Source organism: Bacillus sp. MT94 (assembly GCF_058792475.1).
This window is the reverse complement of sequence record NZ_JBXAEZ010000005.1, coordinates 511,157-528,155: the sequence shown is the minus strand read 5'-3', so window position 1 is coordinate 528,155 and position 16,999 is coordinate 511,157. Positions and strand designations below refer to the sequence as shown.

Sequence of the window (16,999 nt, the reverse complement as noted above, 5' to 3'; positions counted from 1 at the left end):
TTAAGTGTATAGCAATATGTAAAGGTATCTTTTACTCACGTAAGAACTATATAGGTTCTTTTAATTATATAGTAATTATGAAAGGGTTTACATAAAGGGGGATTGAGTATGAATATGTACCTTTTAATGATTACATTATTATCAATCGTAATTGTTATTTTAGGGGTGTCGTGGTGGAGATGGCATGCGTTTATTAGTTTAACGGTTGCAAGTTTGTTTTTAGCAATTATGTCTGGAATGCCAATGGATAAAATAGTGAGTGCTTATGAAATAGGAGTGGGAAGTGTTCTAGGGCATTTAGTAGGTATTTTAGTATTAGGTACAATTTTAGGGAAAATGATGGCAGAGTCAGGTGCTGGAATGCAAGTGGCAGAGTTCTTTATTAAATCCTTTGGGATAAAAAACTTACCATGGGCTATGTTAATTGCAGGTTTTATTATTGGAATTCCGGTGTTTTTTGAAGTAGGTATTTTAATATTACTGCCGTTAGTAATTTCAATTCATAAAACTACGAAACAAAATATTTTATTGATAGCGTTACCAGCAATTGCTGGGCTATCTGTCGTACACGGCCTTGTTCCTCCACATCCAGGGGCAATCGTTGCAATTGGTATTTATAAAGCGAATCTTGGGAAGGTACTATTGTATTCACTCATTATTACATTTTTTGCAGCGATTATTGCAGGTCCTATATTCGCTAAATGGATTCACAAACGTGTAATTCCTGAAAATGAGCCAGAATTGATTCGTGTAAATACAAAATCAACGAAATTACCAGGAATAGGAGTTTCATTTTTAGTTATTTTGTTACCTGTTATGTTAATGGTTTTAGCTGCAGCAGCTCCTTATGTGCCTCTTTCTAATACTTTGATGAAGATTATCACATTAATCGGTAGTCCTATCATTGCACTATTGATTGCATGTTTTGCGGCGTTTTATTTTCTTGGATTTCGCCAAGGTATCGATAAAAAGGCTATTAAGAAGGTAACAGAAGATAGCTTATTACCAATCGGCTCAATTGTTGCGATTATTGGTGCTGGAGGGGGATTTAAGCAAATTCTTATCGATAGTGGCGTAGGGAATGCTATTGCTCAAATGTCTGAGCATTTAGCACTATCTCCAATTGTATTAGCATTTATAGTAGCAGGATTAATTCGAATTGCGACAGGGTCAGCGACAGTCGCTTTAACAACAGCAGCGGGTATCGTTTCGCCAATCGTTGAAAATACAACAGGTGTGAACTTAGAGTTACTCGTTATTGCAACAGGTGCAGGAGCATTAATGTTTTCACACGTAAACGATGCTGGTTTTTGGATGGTAAAAGAATACCTAGGTTTAACAGTGAAAGAAACATTTAAAACATGGACAGTATTAGAAACGTTACTTTCATTTATCGCTTTTGGAGGAGTTTTACTACTCGATATGTTTGTTTAAAATAAGGATATTTTTATATGAATGTAGAGAGATAACTTTAGCACATAACGTTATGAATAGATAAAATAAATGTATTTTTATGGTTCTTATATTATTAGGATACTATAGGGATTTTTTGTTAGGAGGAAGAAATGGTGAGCTCAAAATATATGATTGGTGTAGACATTGGGACAACTAGTACAAAATCAGTTCTATTTTCTACTGATGGATCTGTTATTGCTAGTCATGGAATTGAATATCCTTTATATTCTCCTACGCCTGAAACAGCGGAACAAGACCCAGAAGAAATTTTTCGTGCAGTAATAAATACGATTAAAGAAACTGTACGATTAAGTAGTATACAGCCAAGTGATATTCTTTGTGTCTCTTTTAGTTCGGCAATGCATAGTCTCATTGCTGTAGATGAAAAGGGGAATCCATTAACGGGATGTATTACTTGGGCAGATAATAGAAGTGCAAGCTGGGCGGAGAAAATAAAGAATGATATGAATGGTCATGAAATTTACCTTCGTACTGGCACACCAATTCATCCTATGTCACCGCTTTCGAAATTAGTTTGGCTACAGAATGAGCAGGCAGAATTGTTTGCAAAAAGTTATAAATTTATTTCTATTAAAGAATATGTTTTTTACAAGTTATATAAAGAGTATGTAATTGATTATTCTATAGCGTCAGCAACAGGGATGTTTAATTTAAAATCTTTAAAATGGGATGAAGAGGCTTTACATGTTGCGGGAATTACAGATGAAAAGCTTTCTAAACTTGTTCCAACAACGCACAGTTTAACAGGATTAGATGAAGAGCTTGCCAAAGAGATGAATGTACTTGTTTCTACGCCTTTTGTAGTAGGAGCGAGTGATGGAGTACTATCTAATTTAGGTGTAAATGCAATAGATCCTGGCGTTGTGGCTGTTACCATTGGTACAAGCGGTGCGATACGTGCTGTAACAGATCGTCCTGTAACAGATCCGAAAGGTAGAATTTTTTGTTATGCGTTAACTGAAGACCATTGGGTAATCGGTGGACCAGTAAATAACGGCGGTATGATTTTCAGATGGGCTCGTGACCAATTAGGCACTTCAGAGATTGAACTTGCAAAGCGTTTAGGGAAAGATCCATATGAAGTACTTACTGAAATAGCGGCAAAAGTGAATCCTGGATCTGACGGTTTATTATTTCACCCGTATTTAGCAGGGGAAAGAGCTCCTTTATGGAATGCAAATGCACGAGGATCTTTCTTTGGACTCGGATTGCATCATAAGAAAGAACATCTTATCCGTGCTGTTTTAGAAGGAGTAATTTATAACTTGTATACCGTTCTTCTCGCTTTAAAAGAGTTAATTGGCGAACCGAAAAAAATTCAAGCGACAGGCGGCTTTGCAAGGTCGGAACTTTGGAGACAGATGATGGCGGATATTTTCCATCAAGACGTATATGTTCCGGAAAGTTTTGAAAGCTCTTGCTTAGGAGCTGCAATCCTCGGTTTATATAGTTTAGGTGAAATAGATACATTATCCGTAGTTTCTGAAATGGTAGGTGCAGATTTTCATCATGAGCCAAACATGGAAAGTGTGGAAAAATATAAAGATTTAACGCCAATCTATATTCGTCTGTCCCGTCAATTGGAAGAAGAATATGAAAGTATAGCAGCGTATCAAAAAAAATGGGTTTAAAAGCTATTTACCAAGAAAATATGGTAACGTATAAAGAAGTACTCCGATTTTTTTGGATACTCTTTCAACATAAAATATTTTAAGAAGCATGATGAACGTAAAATATAGGGAGAGAGGGTTATGAAAATGAAGGATAACAAAGAGTTTATTGGATATGTTGGAACTTACACGAAAGAAAAAAGCGAAGGAATATATAAGTTTACTTTAGACACAGAAGCAAAAAAAATTAGTAATGTAACACTTGCCGCTAAGCTGGATAACCCTACATATGTAACGATTAACCAAAATAATGAATATCTCTATTCTGTTGTTAAGGAAGGCGAATCTGGCGGTGTAGCTGCGTATTCCATTGATAGTCATACTGGAGAACTAAAAGCGAGAAATAGACAAGTAGTAGAAGGTGCTTCTCCTTGTCATATTAGTGTTGATATTGGAAATCATACAGTAGTTACAGCGAATTACCATAAAGGAACGATTGAGTCTTTTGAAATAAATGAAGAAGATGGAACTGTAAATCCTGCTTCATCTATTATGGCGCATGAAGGTTCAGGTCCGAATAAAGAAAGACAAGAAAAACCACATGCACATTACGCGGGGTACACTCCTGATGAAAAATATGTAGTGGGCGTTGATTTAGGGATAGATAAAATAATTACGTATGAAGTAAAAGATAGTACATTAACAGAAGTGAATCGTTTATCTGTAAATCCAGGAAGTGGTCCAAGACATATTACTTTTCATCCGAATGGAAAGTATGCGTATGTGATGACGGAGCTTAGTTCAGAGATTATTGTGTTAACATATAATCCTGCAGAAGGATCCTTTACAGAATTACAGTATATTTCTACTGTTCCAGAACAATTTGATGAAAATAATCAAGGAAGTGCGATTCATATTTCTTCTGACGGCCGTTTTGTATATGCAGGTAATCGTGGTCATAATAGTATCGCTGTTTATAGCGTAGATCAAAATTCAGGTCAGCTTACATTTGGTGAACACACATCTACAGAAGGAAATTGGCCAAGAGACTTTGTATTAGATCCTACTGAAAAGTTCCTTGTTGCTACAAATGAAAAGTCACATAATCTTGTGTTATTTTCAAGAGATGAATCTACAGGTAAGTTAACACTTTTACAATCTGATGTTGCTGTGCCAGAGCCTGTTTGTGTGAAGTTTTTAAATATATAATTTCAGATGCCTAAACAAAAGCAAAGCGATATCGCTTTGCTTTTTATTATTTCTTTTTCGGTCTACGTACTAATTCGCCGCCGCAGTTTGGACAAACGTTATGTCTTTCTTCTGTACATGGTGCGCAAAATGTACATTCATATACACAAATGTATGCTTCAGAATCTTGTTCGAGCGATTGATCGCAAATTTGACAGTTTGTTTTCATTTCTAGTGCCATAATAAGTCTCCTTTTTAGTTAGAAAATTTATAATTTAATTATAATTCATTAAATAGAAATAGTCCTTTTCAATTGAAAGGAAATCGAATGATAAAGTTATGAATTGAAACGAAAGATGCTGGTTTATTTTAAAATTGATTATTTATTACAGTTGGAATATTATGAAATAGTCAAAAGACAACAGGGGGTATAGATTTTGACTAATCATAACGATCATTTAAAAGCAAACTGCGAAACATGCTTCGGTCTATGTTGCGTTGCATTACCGTTCGCAGCATCGGTAGATTTTGCAGTGAATAAAGATGGTGGTAAACCATGTTCCAACTTACAATCAGATTTTAAATGTAGTATACATAAAAATCTTAGAGGAAAAGGTTATAAAGGTTGTACAGTATTTGAGTGTTTCGGTGCTGGACAGAAGATTTCTCAGGGTACGTTTAAAGGGATTGATTGGCGGAAAGATGCAAAGCATGCAAGAAAAATGTACGATGCTTTTCCAGTTATGCATCAACTTCATGAAATGCTTTGGTATTTGAATGAGGCGATTCTTTTAAAGGCAACACAGCCAATTCATAAAGAGCTGGAGAACGCAATTGAGGAGACAGAGCGACTTTCGAATTTAAATCCAGATGAGTTAATGAAAATAAATGTTCCAATGCATAGGGCAGAGGTGAACATTCTTCTTTTAGAAACGAGCGAATTAGTATGGAAGGAAATGAATACTGCACGTAAGAAACGAATCATTCACCGCGGAGCAGATCTTATGGGAGCAAATTTGAAAAAGAAAAATTTACAAGGTGCAAATTTAAGGGGTGCTTACTTAATTGCGGCTAACTTAAATGGAGCAAATTTAAGAGGAGCAGATCTCATCGGAGCAGATTTGCGAGATGCAGATATTCGCGGGGCTGATTTTACTAATAGTATTTTTCTGACGCAAGTTCAAGTTAATGCTGCTAGAGGGGACAAACATACGAAATTACCGAAATTATTGTCTCGTCCATCGCATTGGAGTGCGTAAAGAGTGAGGAGTATTTAGTGTGGAGATATTTCAGTATTTAGAAGAGATGCAAGAGGATGTCTTTTCGTTAGCAGTAGAGCAAATAGAAGCGAAGTATTATGATATATACCGATTTGTATTGGTTTTCACGACCAAGATCCAATAATGCGAACAGGCAGAGACTAAGAATCTCTGCCTGCTTTTTATTTCTTTTCAAAAGTAGTAATTAAAACGCTACATATAATAAGAATACCACCAATAAAAAAGTTACTATTTAATGTTTCATTTAAGAGCAACCAACCAAGTAACGATCCAACGATAGGTTGGAAGAAGAAAAATAAGGAGCCGATGCTTGCATCCAGTAATTCTAATCCTTTATTCCAAAGGAAAAAGGCACCTGCTGTTGAGACGATTCCTAAGTATAATATGCCTAATATTACGTACGTATTTACTGTTCCGATAGAGGCCGCTTGTAGCTCCCATATCATAAAAGGTGTAATAAAAAAGAGTGAAAAGAAAATTGCGTACGTTGTAATAACTAAGGATGAAAATTGGATTGAAGCGATTTTTACATAAATAGATAGTAAAGCCCACGTAATAGCGGCTCCAACTAAAATGATTGTTCCGATAAAATAGGAGCCGATTTCAATATCCCATCCGATTACGATAATGACACCGATTGTCGCTATTATAGTAGATAAAAGTCTACGAGCAGTTAGTTTTTCTTTCAAAATGAGCGCTGCAAATATAACCATAAATGCAGGTGTAGCTGATGTAACTAACGAGCCTGTATGAGCGTCGGATAATTTTGTTCCGATAAATTGGCATGTGATCGAAATGAAATAGCCGATAAATCCAATCCAAGCAAATAGGAGCCAATCTTTTTTGCGAATGGTTACTTTTTTCTTTTGCTTTTTCTCAGCTAGTTTCAAAATGCCATATAAAACAACAAAAGCGATAATAAAGCGTAGCCAAACGAGTGTTAGTGGTGGGATAAAATCGAGTACGTATTTGCTAACAACATACATACCGCCCCATATACTTGCTGCTAGTGATAAGTATATAGCTCCTAAAATTGTTTGTTTCATTTGAAATACCTCCGTCTATTTTTAGGGTAATATGAGCTCCCTAAGACGAGGCATAGTGTATGTGCTAAATGAATGCCCGTCTTAGTTTATAGACGGCCTACAGGTTGATCGTTTTCGAATGAAGTGTTGTAGTACATGAGTGCATTCCTCCTTCATAATTTTATAATGATATTATAACTTAATTTTCAGTTTATTGGAGGTTCTTATGAAATATATCGTTATAAAATCACATGTTAGCAATTATCCTAATCCAATTCGCTTAGAAGAGAGGGGTGTAGTGAAAATGATAGAGAGTTACGTTGGTCCAGAAGACTGGGAAAACTGGATGTTTTATCACGAAGAGAAGTATAACTGGAAAGGATGGGTTTGGTGAGAAGGAACAGATGATGAGAAGGGCTGGACACCAAAGGAAAACTTACAAAAATATTAGTAATACTATTTGTTTAATAATTAGGACACATATTTTTTGTTTGTGAGTATATTGGTTGTAGAGTAAAAAGTAGATTAATAGAGAAAGAGGAGGAGATTGTAATAACTAGAACCGTTATTTCTCATTTTTATAACGAAGAGTATTTACTACCATGGTGGCTTATGCATCACACGAAACTGTTTGATCATGGTATTTTAATTAATAAAGGTTCAACAGATCGTTCCGTTGAGATTTGTAAAAAATTCGCACCGCATTGGGAAGTGCGAGATTCTGTAAATCCAAAGTTTGATGCATATGCGACAGATCATGAAGTGATGAGGATAGAACAAGAAGTACAAGGATGGAAAATGGTTTTAAATACGACTGAGTTTCTTTGCATGCAAGATAAAAATCAGTTTTGGAAATCACTAAATGAATTGGGAGGGAGGATGTATTGGCTGGACGGGCTTATTATGGTTGATGATCCTAACTACAACTATCCGGACCTTAACTTTGGAATACCTTTAATGAAACAGCGATTTCATGGTTATTTACCAGAAGATTGGCCGTCATGGAGAAGAGGTAGATTTATTCATAATCATGAACATGGAAGTTATACGGTTGGAAGACATCTATCCGCGCATGAATCTATGATTTATCCGCCCCTTGCTTGTATATTATGGTTTGGATTTAGTCCGTGGAACGATGTGATGAGAAAGAGAAAGTTACAAATTGGTCCGACTCTTTCTGAAGCTAGTAAGCATGGGGGAATGGGGACGCACCATATTATTACGCCGGAAAGATTAGAAGAATGGTATAAGGAATTAGCGAGAGGAACAAAGGATTTACGTTTTAGTGATGCATATCGTTATGTTTTTGTATAAATGATTTCCACCATAAAATTGTTTCTTCTATTCCTGTATTTAAATCGTATGTTGGTTTCCAGTTTACTTCAGTTTTTAAACGTTCTACACTAACGCCGACAAATAAAGGTTCATCCTTAGAGAAAGGAATCGCGTCTAGTTTAATTAAATGTTCTTTTCCTATTTTTTTAGCGATGATAGAAGCTAGTTCTTTAATTTGTACAGATTGACCTGAAGCGATATTGATGGTGCCTGTAACGCCATGTTCTAATATTGTTACGAGAGCGTCAGCGACGTCACTCACATGGAGGAAATCTCTCGATTGTTTTCCATGTGTACATAGTGCTTCCTCATTTTTTAATAAGGAAGTGATAATGTTAGAAACGAGCCGATTACCTTGTTCGTAAGGTCCATACATATGAAAAATGCGGCTCCAACACATGCTGAGGCCTGTTTGTTGTGCATACGTTTCTAACCAGGAGTGCAGTGTGTTTTTACATAATGAATACGGGGTTTTATAAGAAAGAAGCGGCGAATCTTCAAATAATACGCCGTTAAACCATTCATATTCTGCGCCAGTACCTGCAACGACAACACGCTTTCCGCCGTATGTTGTGAAGTATTGAATCAATGAAATACTAGACTTTAGCCAATAGTAATTATTAATAGATACATAGCATGCTGGTGGCACTGCTTCCCAAGCAAGGTGAATGAGATGGCTAGGCTGAACGTCGGAAATGAATTGTTTTACTACGTCATCGCGAAGCAAGTTTACTTTATGCCAATGGCAAGGGAGGTGAGAGGATTTATTTTTATTATACGTGGCGTGCACTTCATATCCCTTTTGTATAAGTGAATGTACAACATATTTACCTATCCAGCCACTACCACCTGTTACAACAACTTTCTTCATGGCTCGATCACCTCAATTTCTGGAACCGTCACTAAAAATTTACCGCCCCATTCACGAATGAAAGAGCATTCTTTCATAATTTCGTCTTTCAAATTCCAAGGAAGTATAAGAATGTAATCTGGTTTTGTACGTTTAATTTCTGCTGGAGATTTTATTGGAATACGAGTTCCTGGTAAAAGGAGATTTTGTTTGTGAGGATTTTTATCTACTGTATAAGCTAGAAATTCTTTACCTATCCCGCAATAATTCAAAAGGGTGTTTCCTTTAGCTGGAGCACCGTAACCGATAATTTGTTTGTTTAAAGCTTTCGCTTCAATAAAAAACTTTAAAATATTTATTTTCAATTGTTCGATGCGTTTAGAAAAAAGGAGATAGCAATCTAAAGTATCTAACCCGTGGTCGACTTCTTTTTGAATTAATTTTGTAACATTGGAATGGATAGTTGATTGGGCACTTAGATGGTTTACAAAAATCCGTAAGGAACCACCATGCGTTGAAAGTTCTTCTACATCAACAATTTGTAAATGATGATAACTTAAAACTTTTTGAAGGCTTATAAGTGAGAAGTAGGAAAAGTGCTCATGGTAGATAGTATCGAACTGTTTAAAGGATATGAGGTTTAATAAGTGTGGGAATTCAATTGTTATCGTGCCATCTTGTTTTAATAACGTTTTTAAACCGGCAACAAAATCATGCAAGTTTGGAACGTGTGCTAATACGTTATTTGCGACGATTAAATCAGCTTGTGGCAATTTTTTTGCTAAGTCATTACTGAAAAAATTCACATGAGTAGGAATTCCTTTTTTGATAGCAATTTCTGCTACGTTTTTCGCGGGTTCAATTCCCAATGTCTCGATATTTTCTTTTTTAAAGTATTGTAATAAGTACCCATCGTTACTTGCGATTTCAATCACTTTTGAATGTTTCGTTAAGTTGAAACGCTTAATCGCCATTTCTACATATTGTTTAGCGTGTAGTAGCCAACTTGAGGAGTAAGAGCTGAAGTATAAATAGTTATGAAAAATATTTTGTGGAGATTCAAATTCATCTAGCTGTACGAGTAAACAAGAGTTACAAACAAATGTGTGCAGCGGATAAAAAGGTTCCATTTTATATGAGCTTTCAGGAGCTACAAATGAATTAGCAAGAGGGGAAACGCCCAAATCTAAAAAAGTGTTGGTTAGTAATGAGTGGCAAAAACGGCATTTTTTCTGTTCCATTTTATAGCCCCCTTATAAATTTTTGAATGCATCGATTTGTTGTCGTGTGAAAGATTCTATATTTTCACCGGATGCATATTTTTTATACCAATCAACAGTCCAAACGATAGAATCATCTGTTGATAACTTAGGAGTCCAGCCGAGTTTGTTTACTGCTTTTGTACTGTTGAGTGTTAAAATTGGTGATTCATAAGGAGTTTTCGTAGAGGGAGAATGGATTGTGAGTCGTTTATTCCATAATTTCATTACGGATTGAATGACATCATTTACGGTTCTGCTAGATTCATTAATCGGTCCGAAATTCCATGCTTCTGCATATTTAGCATCACTCCAAAGTTTTTCAGCTAAAAGGATATAGCCATGTAGAGGATCTAAAACATGTTGCCACGGACGGATGGCATATTTGTTTCGAATACACAAAGTATGATTGTGCAAATATGCCCGAATGATATCAGGGAATAATCGATCTTCTGCCCAATCACCACCGCCGATGACGTTACCAGCTCTGACTGAGGCGAGTTTCTGGGTATTAGTGCGGAAGAATGATTTTTGATAGGATGTTGCCACTATTTCAGCGCAAGCTTTACTAGCGCTATAAGGGTCGAAACCTCCTAGTCGGTCATTTTCCACGAACGCTCGGTCGCCACTACCGTCATTCTCATAACATTTATCGCTTGTCACATTAATAATGGCACGTACGCTTTCGATGGACTTTGCTGCTTTTAGCACGTGAACAGTACCTAAAACATTCGTTTTGAATGTATCGATAGGGTTTTTGTATGAAGCGGTTACGATTGGCTGAGCTGCTAAATGAAATATTATGTCAGGTTTATGCTGCTTCATGGCATGAAATAAAGAATGGTAATCTGTAATATCGCCTTTCATTGTCGTGCACTCTTTTGCTACGTTACCTTGTTCAAAAATGTTAGGAATGGATGGGGGATGAGAAGAAAAGCCTACTACTTCTGCACCTAAAGAACTTAAGAAAAGGGTGAGCCAGGAGCCTTTAAATCCAGTATGTCCCGTAATAAATACTTTTTTCTTATTCCAAAAAGATGATGAAGCCATATTACCAAACCTTCCACGGAGCGTTATTACTTTCCCATAGCTCGACTAATTTATTTTTATCGCGCAATGTATCCATCGGATGCCAAAAACCAGAATGTTGATATGCGGCCAATTCATTTTTGTTTACTAACTGAACTAAAGAGTCTGTTTCAAAAACAGACTTATCTCCACTAATGTAATTGAAAACTTCAGGATTTAAAACGAAAAATCCACCGTTAACCCATCCGCCATCACCTAATGGTTTTTCTTGAAAAGATGTTACAGACTGTTTATCTAATATGAGAGAACCAAATCTACCAGGAGGTTGTACGGCAGTAACAGTAGCCATTTTTCCATGTTTTTTATGGAATGTAATAAGTTCTTTTATATTTACATTACTTAATCCATCACCATAAGTGAGGCAGAAAGGTTCGTCTCCGACATAATTTTGAATCTTTTTCACTCGGCCACCCGTTTCGGTATTTACACCAGTATCGATTAGTGTAACTTTCCATGGTTCTACACGATGAGAATGGCTAGTAATTGTATTATCGTTTAACTGTATTGTGAAATCAGACATGTGTAAGTTGTAATTTAGAAAGAACTTTTTAATTGCATATCCTTTATAGCCTAAGCAAATAATAAACTCAGTAATCCCGTAATGACTATACAAACTCATAATGTGCCATAGAATAGGTTTTGTTCCAATTTCAATCATAGGTTTCGGTTTTAAATGTGTTTCTTCCCCAATTCTTGTACCGTACCCACCAGCAAGAATAACAGCTTTCATTTTTTCCTCCTAAAATAAAAATTTATTATTTATACAGTATTCATGTTTTATGCAAATGAAATTGTTTTTGATTAAGTGAATGAAAATGTTTGAGGTGATGACGATGCAGAAAATATTACGGTTTGAATTTTGGAAATAATTCTTGATATTCAGGGTTATGACGGAGGTCTTGTGTTAGGTTACTAAGCTCTAAAAAACGTATGTCCAGTACTTCAGGAGATTGACCGTAATGCGTTTGAAGTCCCATTTGAATACCCCTTTTTGAAAGGGTAGGTGTAATTTGTAATTTTCTTGCCTTTGATTGTTCATTCCAAGGGCTAAAATAAAATTTTAAAATAAATGAAGGATAGTCATAAATTATATATCCGTGTCGCGAATGATGTCTACCAGGTAAATATGCACCGTCTAGATGATTGTGAATAAATCTCCAAGCACATCCGAGATTTGGGTTATAAGGGAAGACACCGTGGTATCGCTGTTCTACTAAGGGGATAGAATATCTAGGCTTTGAATAATTATAATTATGATTATCTATCATTAAAATCATTCTAATCGCATACATGTTTTGGCCTAGTGTATGAAGAGATGAAAAAAATTCTTCAGTATTATTACAACAAAAGAATTCAGTAGTATTTAAAACGATTTTCCAACCTGAAACTTCTCTTTCAATTTCCATCACTTCAATATCAGTATTAGTTGGATCAAACTCAAGAAATCTTGAATTTCGTACTTCCCAGTGGGGTGCTAATAGTTTACAAATCTCTACGGAACGATCTGTAGACCCCCTATTAATTAAAATGCCGTGATCGAATATTTTCGTGTGATGCATAAGCCACCATGGAAGTAGGTATTCTTCATTATAAAAATGAGAAATGATTGTCTTTTTCATATTAATTCCCTCCTATACAAGCAATCATTATTAGTAGGATATGCTTTTAAATAAGAAAGGTTAAAAGTGGCAGACAATGTAGTGATTAGGTAGTAGTTTAGTAATTTTATTGTATAAGTGTAGATTACTCGTATTGAATCATCATAGGAGGAGATTGGAATTTTGTATAAATTGTGAATAATAAACCGTCACGTTTGACTGTACAGTTTATGTGTTGTATGATGTAAGTAATATAAACAAGGGGGGAAGATCGTTGGGAAGGTGTATCGAATCGGACAGTTGGCTCTCATGGCTCACGTGTCGAAACGAACGATTGATTATTATACGAATCTAGGTATCTTAAAAGCGGAGCGATCTCAATCTAATTATCGCTATTACGACGAAACAGCATTTGAGACATTACAATTTATTGAGAAGTGCAAAGAAATGCATATGCCGCTTTGTGAGATTAAAGAGAAAATCGAGGAGAAGAAGAAGCTGCTCGGTATCAATGAACACGTTTCGAAACAAGTGGATGAAGTGACAGACCATATTCATCAATTAGAAGTGGAGCTTACTGAGTTAAAGCCGCTTTTAGATGGATTGACTGATTCACAACGTGAAAAAATATCGAAATCTTTATCTGGTCAAACGACAGCTTTAATACAGACACTTGCTCTATTATTATAGAATAAGTGAAATCCGACCTCTTTAATTTTTGTATCGGGCTATGTTTTCTAACAAACAAATAAGAAAACATTATAGTATACAGGAGGTGGACACCTTAGTTTTTTAACTAAGGGGATTCATTGGAAATATTTAATTTAGTCATGGTTGCGATTTTAATCGCATTTACTGGATTTTTCGTAGCAGCAGAGTTTGCGATTGTAAAGATACGTTCAAGCCGTATCGATCAGCTTGTTGCGGAAGGAAAACGCGGTGCTTTAGCAGCGAAAAAGGTAACAACAAATTTAGATGAATATTTATCTGCTTGTCAATTAGGTATTACAGTTACAGCTATGGGATTAGGTTGGTTAGGTGAACCGACAATTGAAAAGTTATTACACCCGTTATTTGAGAAATGGAACTTAAATCCTTCTATTTCATCAGTATTAACATTTGGTCTTGCTTTTATGATTATGACGTATTTACACGTTGTAGTAGGGGAATTAGCTCCGAAAACGATGGCAATTCAAAAGGCTGAAAGGGTAACGTTATTATTGGCAGGTCCATTAATGATGTTCTATAAAGTAATGTATCCATTTATTTGGGTATTGAACGGTTCAGCTCGTGTGATAACTGGTTTATTCGGTTTAAAGCCAGCTTCAGAACATGAAGTAGCTCATACAGAAGAAGAATTACGTCTTATCCTTTCAGATAGCTATGAAAGTGGCGAAATTAATCAAGCTGAATACAAGTATGTAAATAACATTTTTGAATTTGATAATCGTATTGCAAAAGAGATTATGGTACCGCGAACAGAAATCGTTGGTTTCTACCTGGAAGATTCAGTAGAAGAACACATGAAAGTGATCCAAAATGAGCGATACACACGTTATCCGATTTTTGGAGAAGATAAAGATGATATTATCGGTATGGTCAACGTAAAAGATTTCTTTATTCGATATATGACCGAGGATCAAAAAGATTTATCATCTATTCGCTCGTATATGCGTCCGATTATTGAAGTGATGGAAACGACTCCAATTCACGATTTATTACTTCAAATGCAGAAGAAGCGAATTCCGATGGCTGTTTTATATGATGAGTACGGAGGAACAGCTGGAATTGTAACGCTTGAAGATATCTTGGAGGAAATCGTCGGCGAAATTCGTGACGAATATGATGAAGATGAAGCACCACCAATTCAACATGTGAACGAGCAACATATTATTGTTGATGGAAAAGTGCTTATCTCAGAAGTGAAAGATTTATTTGGATTACACATCGAAGAAGATGATGTGGATACAATCGGTGGATGGATTATGATGCAAAATCATGAAATCGAAGAAGGACAACACGTTGAGGCGGAAGGTTATGAATTTAAAGTGTTAGAAAAAGACGCTTACCAAATTAAACGTGTTGAAATTCGTAAGATGGAACAAGAACAAGAAGAAGAGAAAGCAGCAACTGTGTAAGTTGCTGCTTTTCTTCTAAAGTACAAAAAATGAGAACTTAGGAGCGGATATTTTGATTCAAGAAGCCTTACGTGTATATCGATTACAATTGTATGTGATCTTTAGTGGTTTACTACTTATGTGGACGATTACTCCGTTTGGAAAACAAGTGACAGGGTTCGGTATTGGATTAGCAGTAAGCGCCTATTGTCTTTGGTTATTAGCTCGCAGAGTGGAGAAACTCGGGAAAAGTATCGTAATGAAGGAAAAGGCTCCTGGATTAGGAGTTTTAAACCGATTTGCAGCTGCTATTTTAGGAGCTATCATCATGTATGAAATTGAGCATGAAATGGAAATGTGGGCATTTGGTACAGGTATTTTAGGTGGTCACTTTTTAATGATTGCAAATTTAGCGTATGCAAATATGCAGTTAGTGAAAGAAGAAGAGAAGCAAAGGGAACATGCTTCGAAAAACATAGAGCTATGATGAAAGGGACCTAATGGGGTTCCTTTTTTAGTTTAGCGATAATATACAAGTAATCAAATTAACGACAAATATAATACGCTTCTTTTTTGTGTTTTTCAATAGTATGAAAAATAATAAAAATTTTTTAAAAAACCATCGATTTCTAAAGGTTATGTATGTTATTATGACAAAAGACTTTTTGAAAGAGGTGGATACCAATGTTACAAGCGTTACTTATTTTTGTGCTTCAAATTATTTATGTTCCCATTTTAACAATCCGTACGATTTTGCTTGTAAAGAATCAAACAAGATCCGCTGCTGGTGTTGGATTGTTAGAAGGGGCTATTTACATTGTCAGTTTAGGTATTGTGTTTCAAGATTTATCAAATTGGATGAACATCGTTGCCTATGTCATTGGCTTTAGTACAGGACTATTATTAGGCGGTTATATAGAGAATAAATTAGCAATTGGTTATATTACGTATCAAGTTAGTTTACTAGACCGTTGTAATGAATTAGTAGACGAATTACGTCACTCTGGATTTGGAGTTACAGTATTTGAAGGTGAAGGTATTAATTCAATCCGTTATCGCTTAGATATCGTTGCAAAGCGTTCTAGAGAGAAAGAGCTTTTGGAAATCATTAATGAAATTGCACCGAAAGCGTTTATGTCTTCGTATGAAATTCGCTCGTTTAAGGGTGGATATTTAACGAAGGCGATGAAGAAAAGAGCGTTAATGAAGAAGAAAGATGAACATGCATCGTAAAAAAGAGGAGTAGTGCTGCATTAAAAGCGCAGTATAAGTCCAAATGTAAAAGGGAGGAATCTATTTTGATGTAGATTCCTCTCTTTTTTTATGAAAAATATTCATCTATTAATTCAAAAAGCTAAATCGTATAATTATTTTTTTTACTCATTCTCAAATTAATGATTAGCCATATAATTTGAAAAAATACCGGTATGATAAACGTGATTAATAAAACGATAAGTGATATTGATTTAATTTCGGGTGTTTGAGTAACACCGGCCCCATCAACATCTCGTAGCCAAATAATAGCTGCCCATATTCCAAAAACGATAATCCAAAATATGTTACCAATCCACCAAGAAATCCATCGTTTTTTCATGTTAGCACCCCCTACATTTATCTACTGTTAAAAGTATATTTTCTTTTGTTACATTTATAATGAAACAACTTTAAAATCAGTTTTTAACTGTATATCTAACTTGTTTGAAGGTTACTATTTCTCCATCATCATCATCGTCTTTCGTTTGTAAAAGTTGAACTTTTGGTTTGTAGTCCGTCCTATGAGCGTGTTCGATATCTTTAATGTTAAGTTTGTAGGATTCACCATTTTTTAGTTTTTGTTCCAACACTTTTTTATTAGCAACATAAATAAAAGTTACTTTATTTTCATCAATGCCTTTAGTTTTAATTTCTAATTCATTGTCTTTTGCTGTAATCGTTGGTGTTAATAATTCCATACTGCCTTTCCCGCTTTCTAAAGAATTCTCTGCTATAGTTGAACATCCTGATAATATGATTCCAGTGAATAGAAGAACAGCTAATTTCTGTTTCATAACATCCCTCAATTCCATGTGATTTTTGATTTTGGTATTGCTAGATTACTAGTGTGGAGCGTAAATGTTTAGTTAGTACCCTCTTAATTGTACCATAATATGTAAAATGAAACAGGATGTATAT

Annotated in this window: 20 protein-coding genes; 11 read left to right on the top strand and 9 right to left on the bottom strand. The window is 35.4% G+C overall.

Annotated elements, in window-relative coordinates; translation table 11 throughout:
* Positions 1-108 precede the first annotated feature (108 nt).
* From gntP to AC1Q51_RS20770, 3 genes are all read left to right on the top strand, one after another.
* Positions 109-1,434 carry a gluconate permease GntP gene (gene gntP, locus AC1Q51_RS20780; protein ID WP_492331692.1) on the top strand — a complete coding sequence of 442 codons (1,326 nt, stop codon included), beginning with the start codon at positions 109-111 and terminating at the stop codon, positions 1,432-1,434.
* A gap of 131 nt (positions 1,435-1,565) precedes the next feature.
* Positions 1,566-3,107, top strand: a complete 1,542-nt coding sequence (gene gntK, locus AC1Q51_RS20775) for a gluconokinase (protein ID WP_492331691.1) — start codon at positions 1,566-1,568, stop codon at positions 3,105-3,107.
* A 120-nt stretch (positions 3,108-3,227) separates the two neighbouring features.
* Entirely contained in the window at positions 3,228-4,295 is a 1,068-nt protein-coding gene (locus tag AC1Q51_RS20770) for a lactonase family protein (RefSeq protein ID WP_492331690.1), read from the top strand.
* Positions 4,296-4,341: 46 nt separating this feature from the next.
* Here AC1Q51_RS20770 and AC1Q51_RS20765 read toward each other — a convergent pair whose 3' ends face one another.
* Positions 4,342-4,515: a DUF1272 domain-containing protein gene (locus AC1Q51_RS20765; protein WP_001162788.1), complete on the bottom strand. Its 174-nt coding sequence runs from the start codon at positions 4,513-4,515 to the stop codon at positions 4,342-4,344.
* A gap of 196 nt (positions 4,516-4,711) precedes the next feature.
* On the opposite strand from AC1Q51_RS20765, the gene AC1Q51_RS20760 reads away from it, so the two are divergent.
* Positions 4,712-5,533, top strand: a complete 822-nt coding sequence (locus AC1Q51_RS20760) for a pentapeptide repeat-containing protein (protein WP_492331689.1) — start codon at positions 4,712-4,714, stop codon at positions 5,531-5,533.
* A 19-nt stretch (positions 5,534-5,552) separates the two neighbouring features.
* Positions 5,553-5,678, top strand: a complete 126-nt coding sequence (locus tag AC1Q51_RS20755) for a hypothetical protein (protein ID WP_254904540.1) — start codon at positions 5,553-5,555, stop codon at positions 5,676-5,678.
* A 37-nt stretch (positions 5,679-5,715) separates the two neighbouring features.
* On the opposite strand, the gene AC1Q51_RS20750 is transcribed toward AC1Q51_RS20755, so the two are convergent.
* On the bottom strand, positions 5,716-6,600 hold the full coding sequence (locus AC1Q51_RS20750) for a DMT family transporter (protein ID WP_000814761.1): 885 nt from the start codon (positions 6,598-6,600) through the stop codon (positions 5,716-5,718).
* A 205-nt stretch (positions 6,601-6,805) separates the two neighbouring features.
* Here AC1Q51_RS20750 and AC1Q51_RS20745 point away from each other — a divergent pair, with 205 nt between their 5' ends.
* Positions 6,806-6,973, top strand: a complete 168-nt coding sequence (locus AC1Q51_RS20745) for an SH3 domain-containing protein (protein ID WP_000875292.1) — start codon at positions 6,806-6,808, stop codon at positions 6,971-6,973.
* 107 nt (positions 6,974-7,080) lie between these two features.
* Positions 7,081-7,893 carry a glycosyltransferase family 2 protein gene (locus AC1Q51_RS20740; protein ID WP_078400293.1) on the top strand — a complete coding sequence of 271 codons (813 nt, stop codon included), beginning with the start codon at positions 7,081-7,083 and terminating at the stop codon, positions 7,891-7,893.
* On the opposite strand, the gene AC1Q51_RS20735 is transcribed toward AC1Q51_RS20740, so the two are convergent.
* The 5 genes from AC1Q51_RS20735 to AC1Q51_RS20715 form a co-directional block, all read right to left on the bottom strand.
* Positions 7,862-8,785 (bottom strand): NAD-dependent epimerase/dehydratase family protein, encoded by a 924-nt coding sequence (locus tag AC1Q51_RS20735; RefSeq protein WP_000758373.1) that lies wholly within the window; start codon positions 8,783-8,785, stop codon positions 7,862-7,864. The genes AC1Q51_RS20740 and AC1Q51_RS20735 overlap by 32 nt on opposite strands.
* The gene (locus AC1Q51_RS20730; protein WP_000435776.1) at positions 8,782-10,005 is read right to left on the bottom strand and encodes a class I SAM-dependent methyltransferase; all 1,224 of its coding nucleotides are present in this window, start codon (positions 10,003-10,005) and stop codon (positions 8,782-8,784) included. The genes AC1Q51_RS20735 and AC1Q51_RS20730 overlap by 4 nt, the downstream gene beginning before the upstream one ends.
* Positions 10,006-10,017: 12 nt before the next feature.
* Positions 10,018-11,073: a CDP-glucose 4,6-dehydratase gene (gene rfbG, locus AC1Q51_RS20725; RefSeq protein ID WP_097924181.1), complete on the bottom strand. Its 1,056-nt coding sequence runs from the start codon at positions 11,071-11,073 to the stop codon at positions 10,018-10,020.
* 1 nt (position 11,074) lies between these two features.
* On the bottom strand, positions 11,075-11,842 hold the full coding sequence (gene rfbF / locus AC1Q51_RS20720; protein ID WP_492331688.1) for a glucose-1-phosphate cytidylyltransferase: 768 nt from the start codon (positions 11,840-11,842) through the stop codon (positions 11,075-11,077).
* Between the two features lie 115 nt (positions 11,843-11,957).
* Positions 11,958-12,731: a glycosyltransferase family 2 protein gene (locus AC1Q51_RS20715; protein WP_000750972.1), complete on the bottom strand. Its 774-nt coding sequence runs from the start codon at positions 12,729-12,731 to the stop codon at positions 11,958-11,960.
* Between the two features lie 261 nt (positions 12,732-12,992).
* Between AC1Q51_RS20715 and AC1Q51_RS20710 the strand changes: the two genes are divergently transcribed.
* The 4 genes from AC1Q51_RS20710 to AC1Q51_RS20695 all read left to right on the top strand — a co-directional run bounded on the left by AC1Q51_RS20710 (position 12,993) and on the right by AC1Q51_RS20695 (position 16,060).
* Positions 12,993-13,400 (top strand): MerR family transcriptional regulator, encoded by a 408-nt coding sequence (locus tag AC1Q51_RS20710; RefSeq protein WP_075719021.1) that lies wholly within the window; start codon positions 12,993-12,995, stop codon positions 13,398-13,400.
* A gap of 119 nt (positions 13,401-13,519) precedes the next feature.
* Positions 13,520-14,848, top strand: coding sequence for a hemolysin family protein (locus AC1Q51_RS20705; protein ID WP_000402258.1), 1,329 nt, complete (start codon positions 13,520-13,522; stop codon positions 14,846-14,848).
* A gap of 52 nt (positions 14,849-14,900) precedes the next feature.
* Positions 14,901-15,314 (top strand): ATP synthase subunit I, encoded by a 414-nt coding sequence (locus AC1Q51_RS20700; RefSeq protein ID WP_000613876.1) that lies wholly within the window; start codon positions 14,901-14,903, stop codon positions 15,312-15,314.
* A gap of 197 nt (positions 15,315-15,511) precedes the next feature.
* Positions 15,512-16,060 carry a DUF2179 domain-containing protein gene (locus AC1Q51_RS20695; protein WP_000938441.1) on the top strand — a complete coding sequence of 183 codons (549 nt, stop codon included), beginning with the start codon at positions 15,512-15,514 and terminating at the stop codon, positions 16,058-16,060.
* A gap of 121 nt (positions 16,061-16,181) precedes the next feature.
* Here the strand turns inward: AC1Q51_RS20695 and AC1Q51_RS20690 are convergent, their stop codons facing one another.
* Positions 16,182-16,421 (bottom strand): DUF3923 family protein, encoded by a 240-nt coding sequence (locus AC1Q51_RS20690; RefSeq protein ID WP_000747683.1) that lies wholly within the window; start codon positions 16,419-16,421, stop codon positions 16,182-16,184.
* 76 nt (positions 16,422-16,497) lie between these two features.
* Positions 16,498-16,893 (bottom strand): hypothetical protein, encoded by a 396-nt coding sequence (locus AC1Q51_RS20685; RefSeq protein WP_002041528.1) that lies wholly within the window; start codon positions 16,891-16,893, stop codon positions 16,498-16,500.
* Positions 16,894-16,999 lie beyond the last annotated feature (106 nt).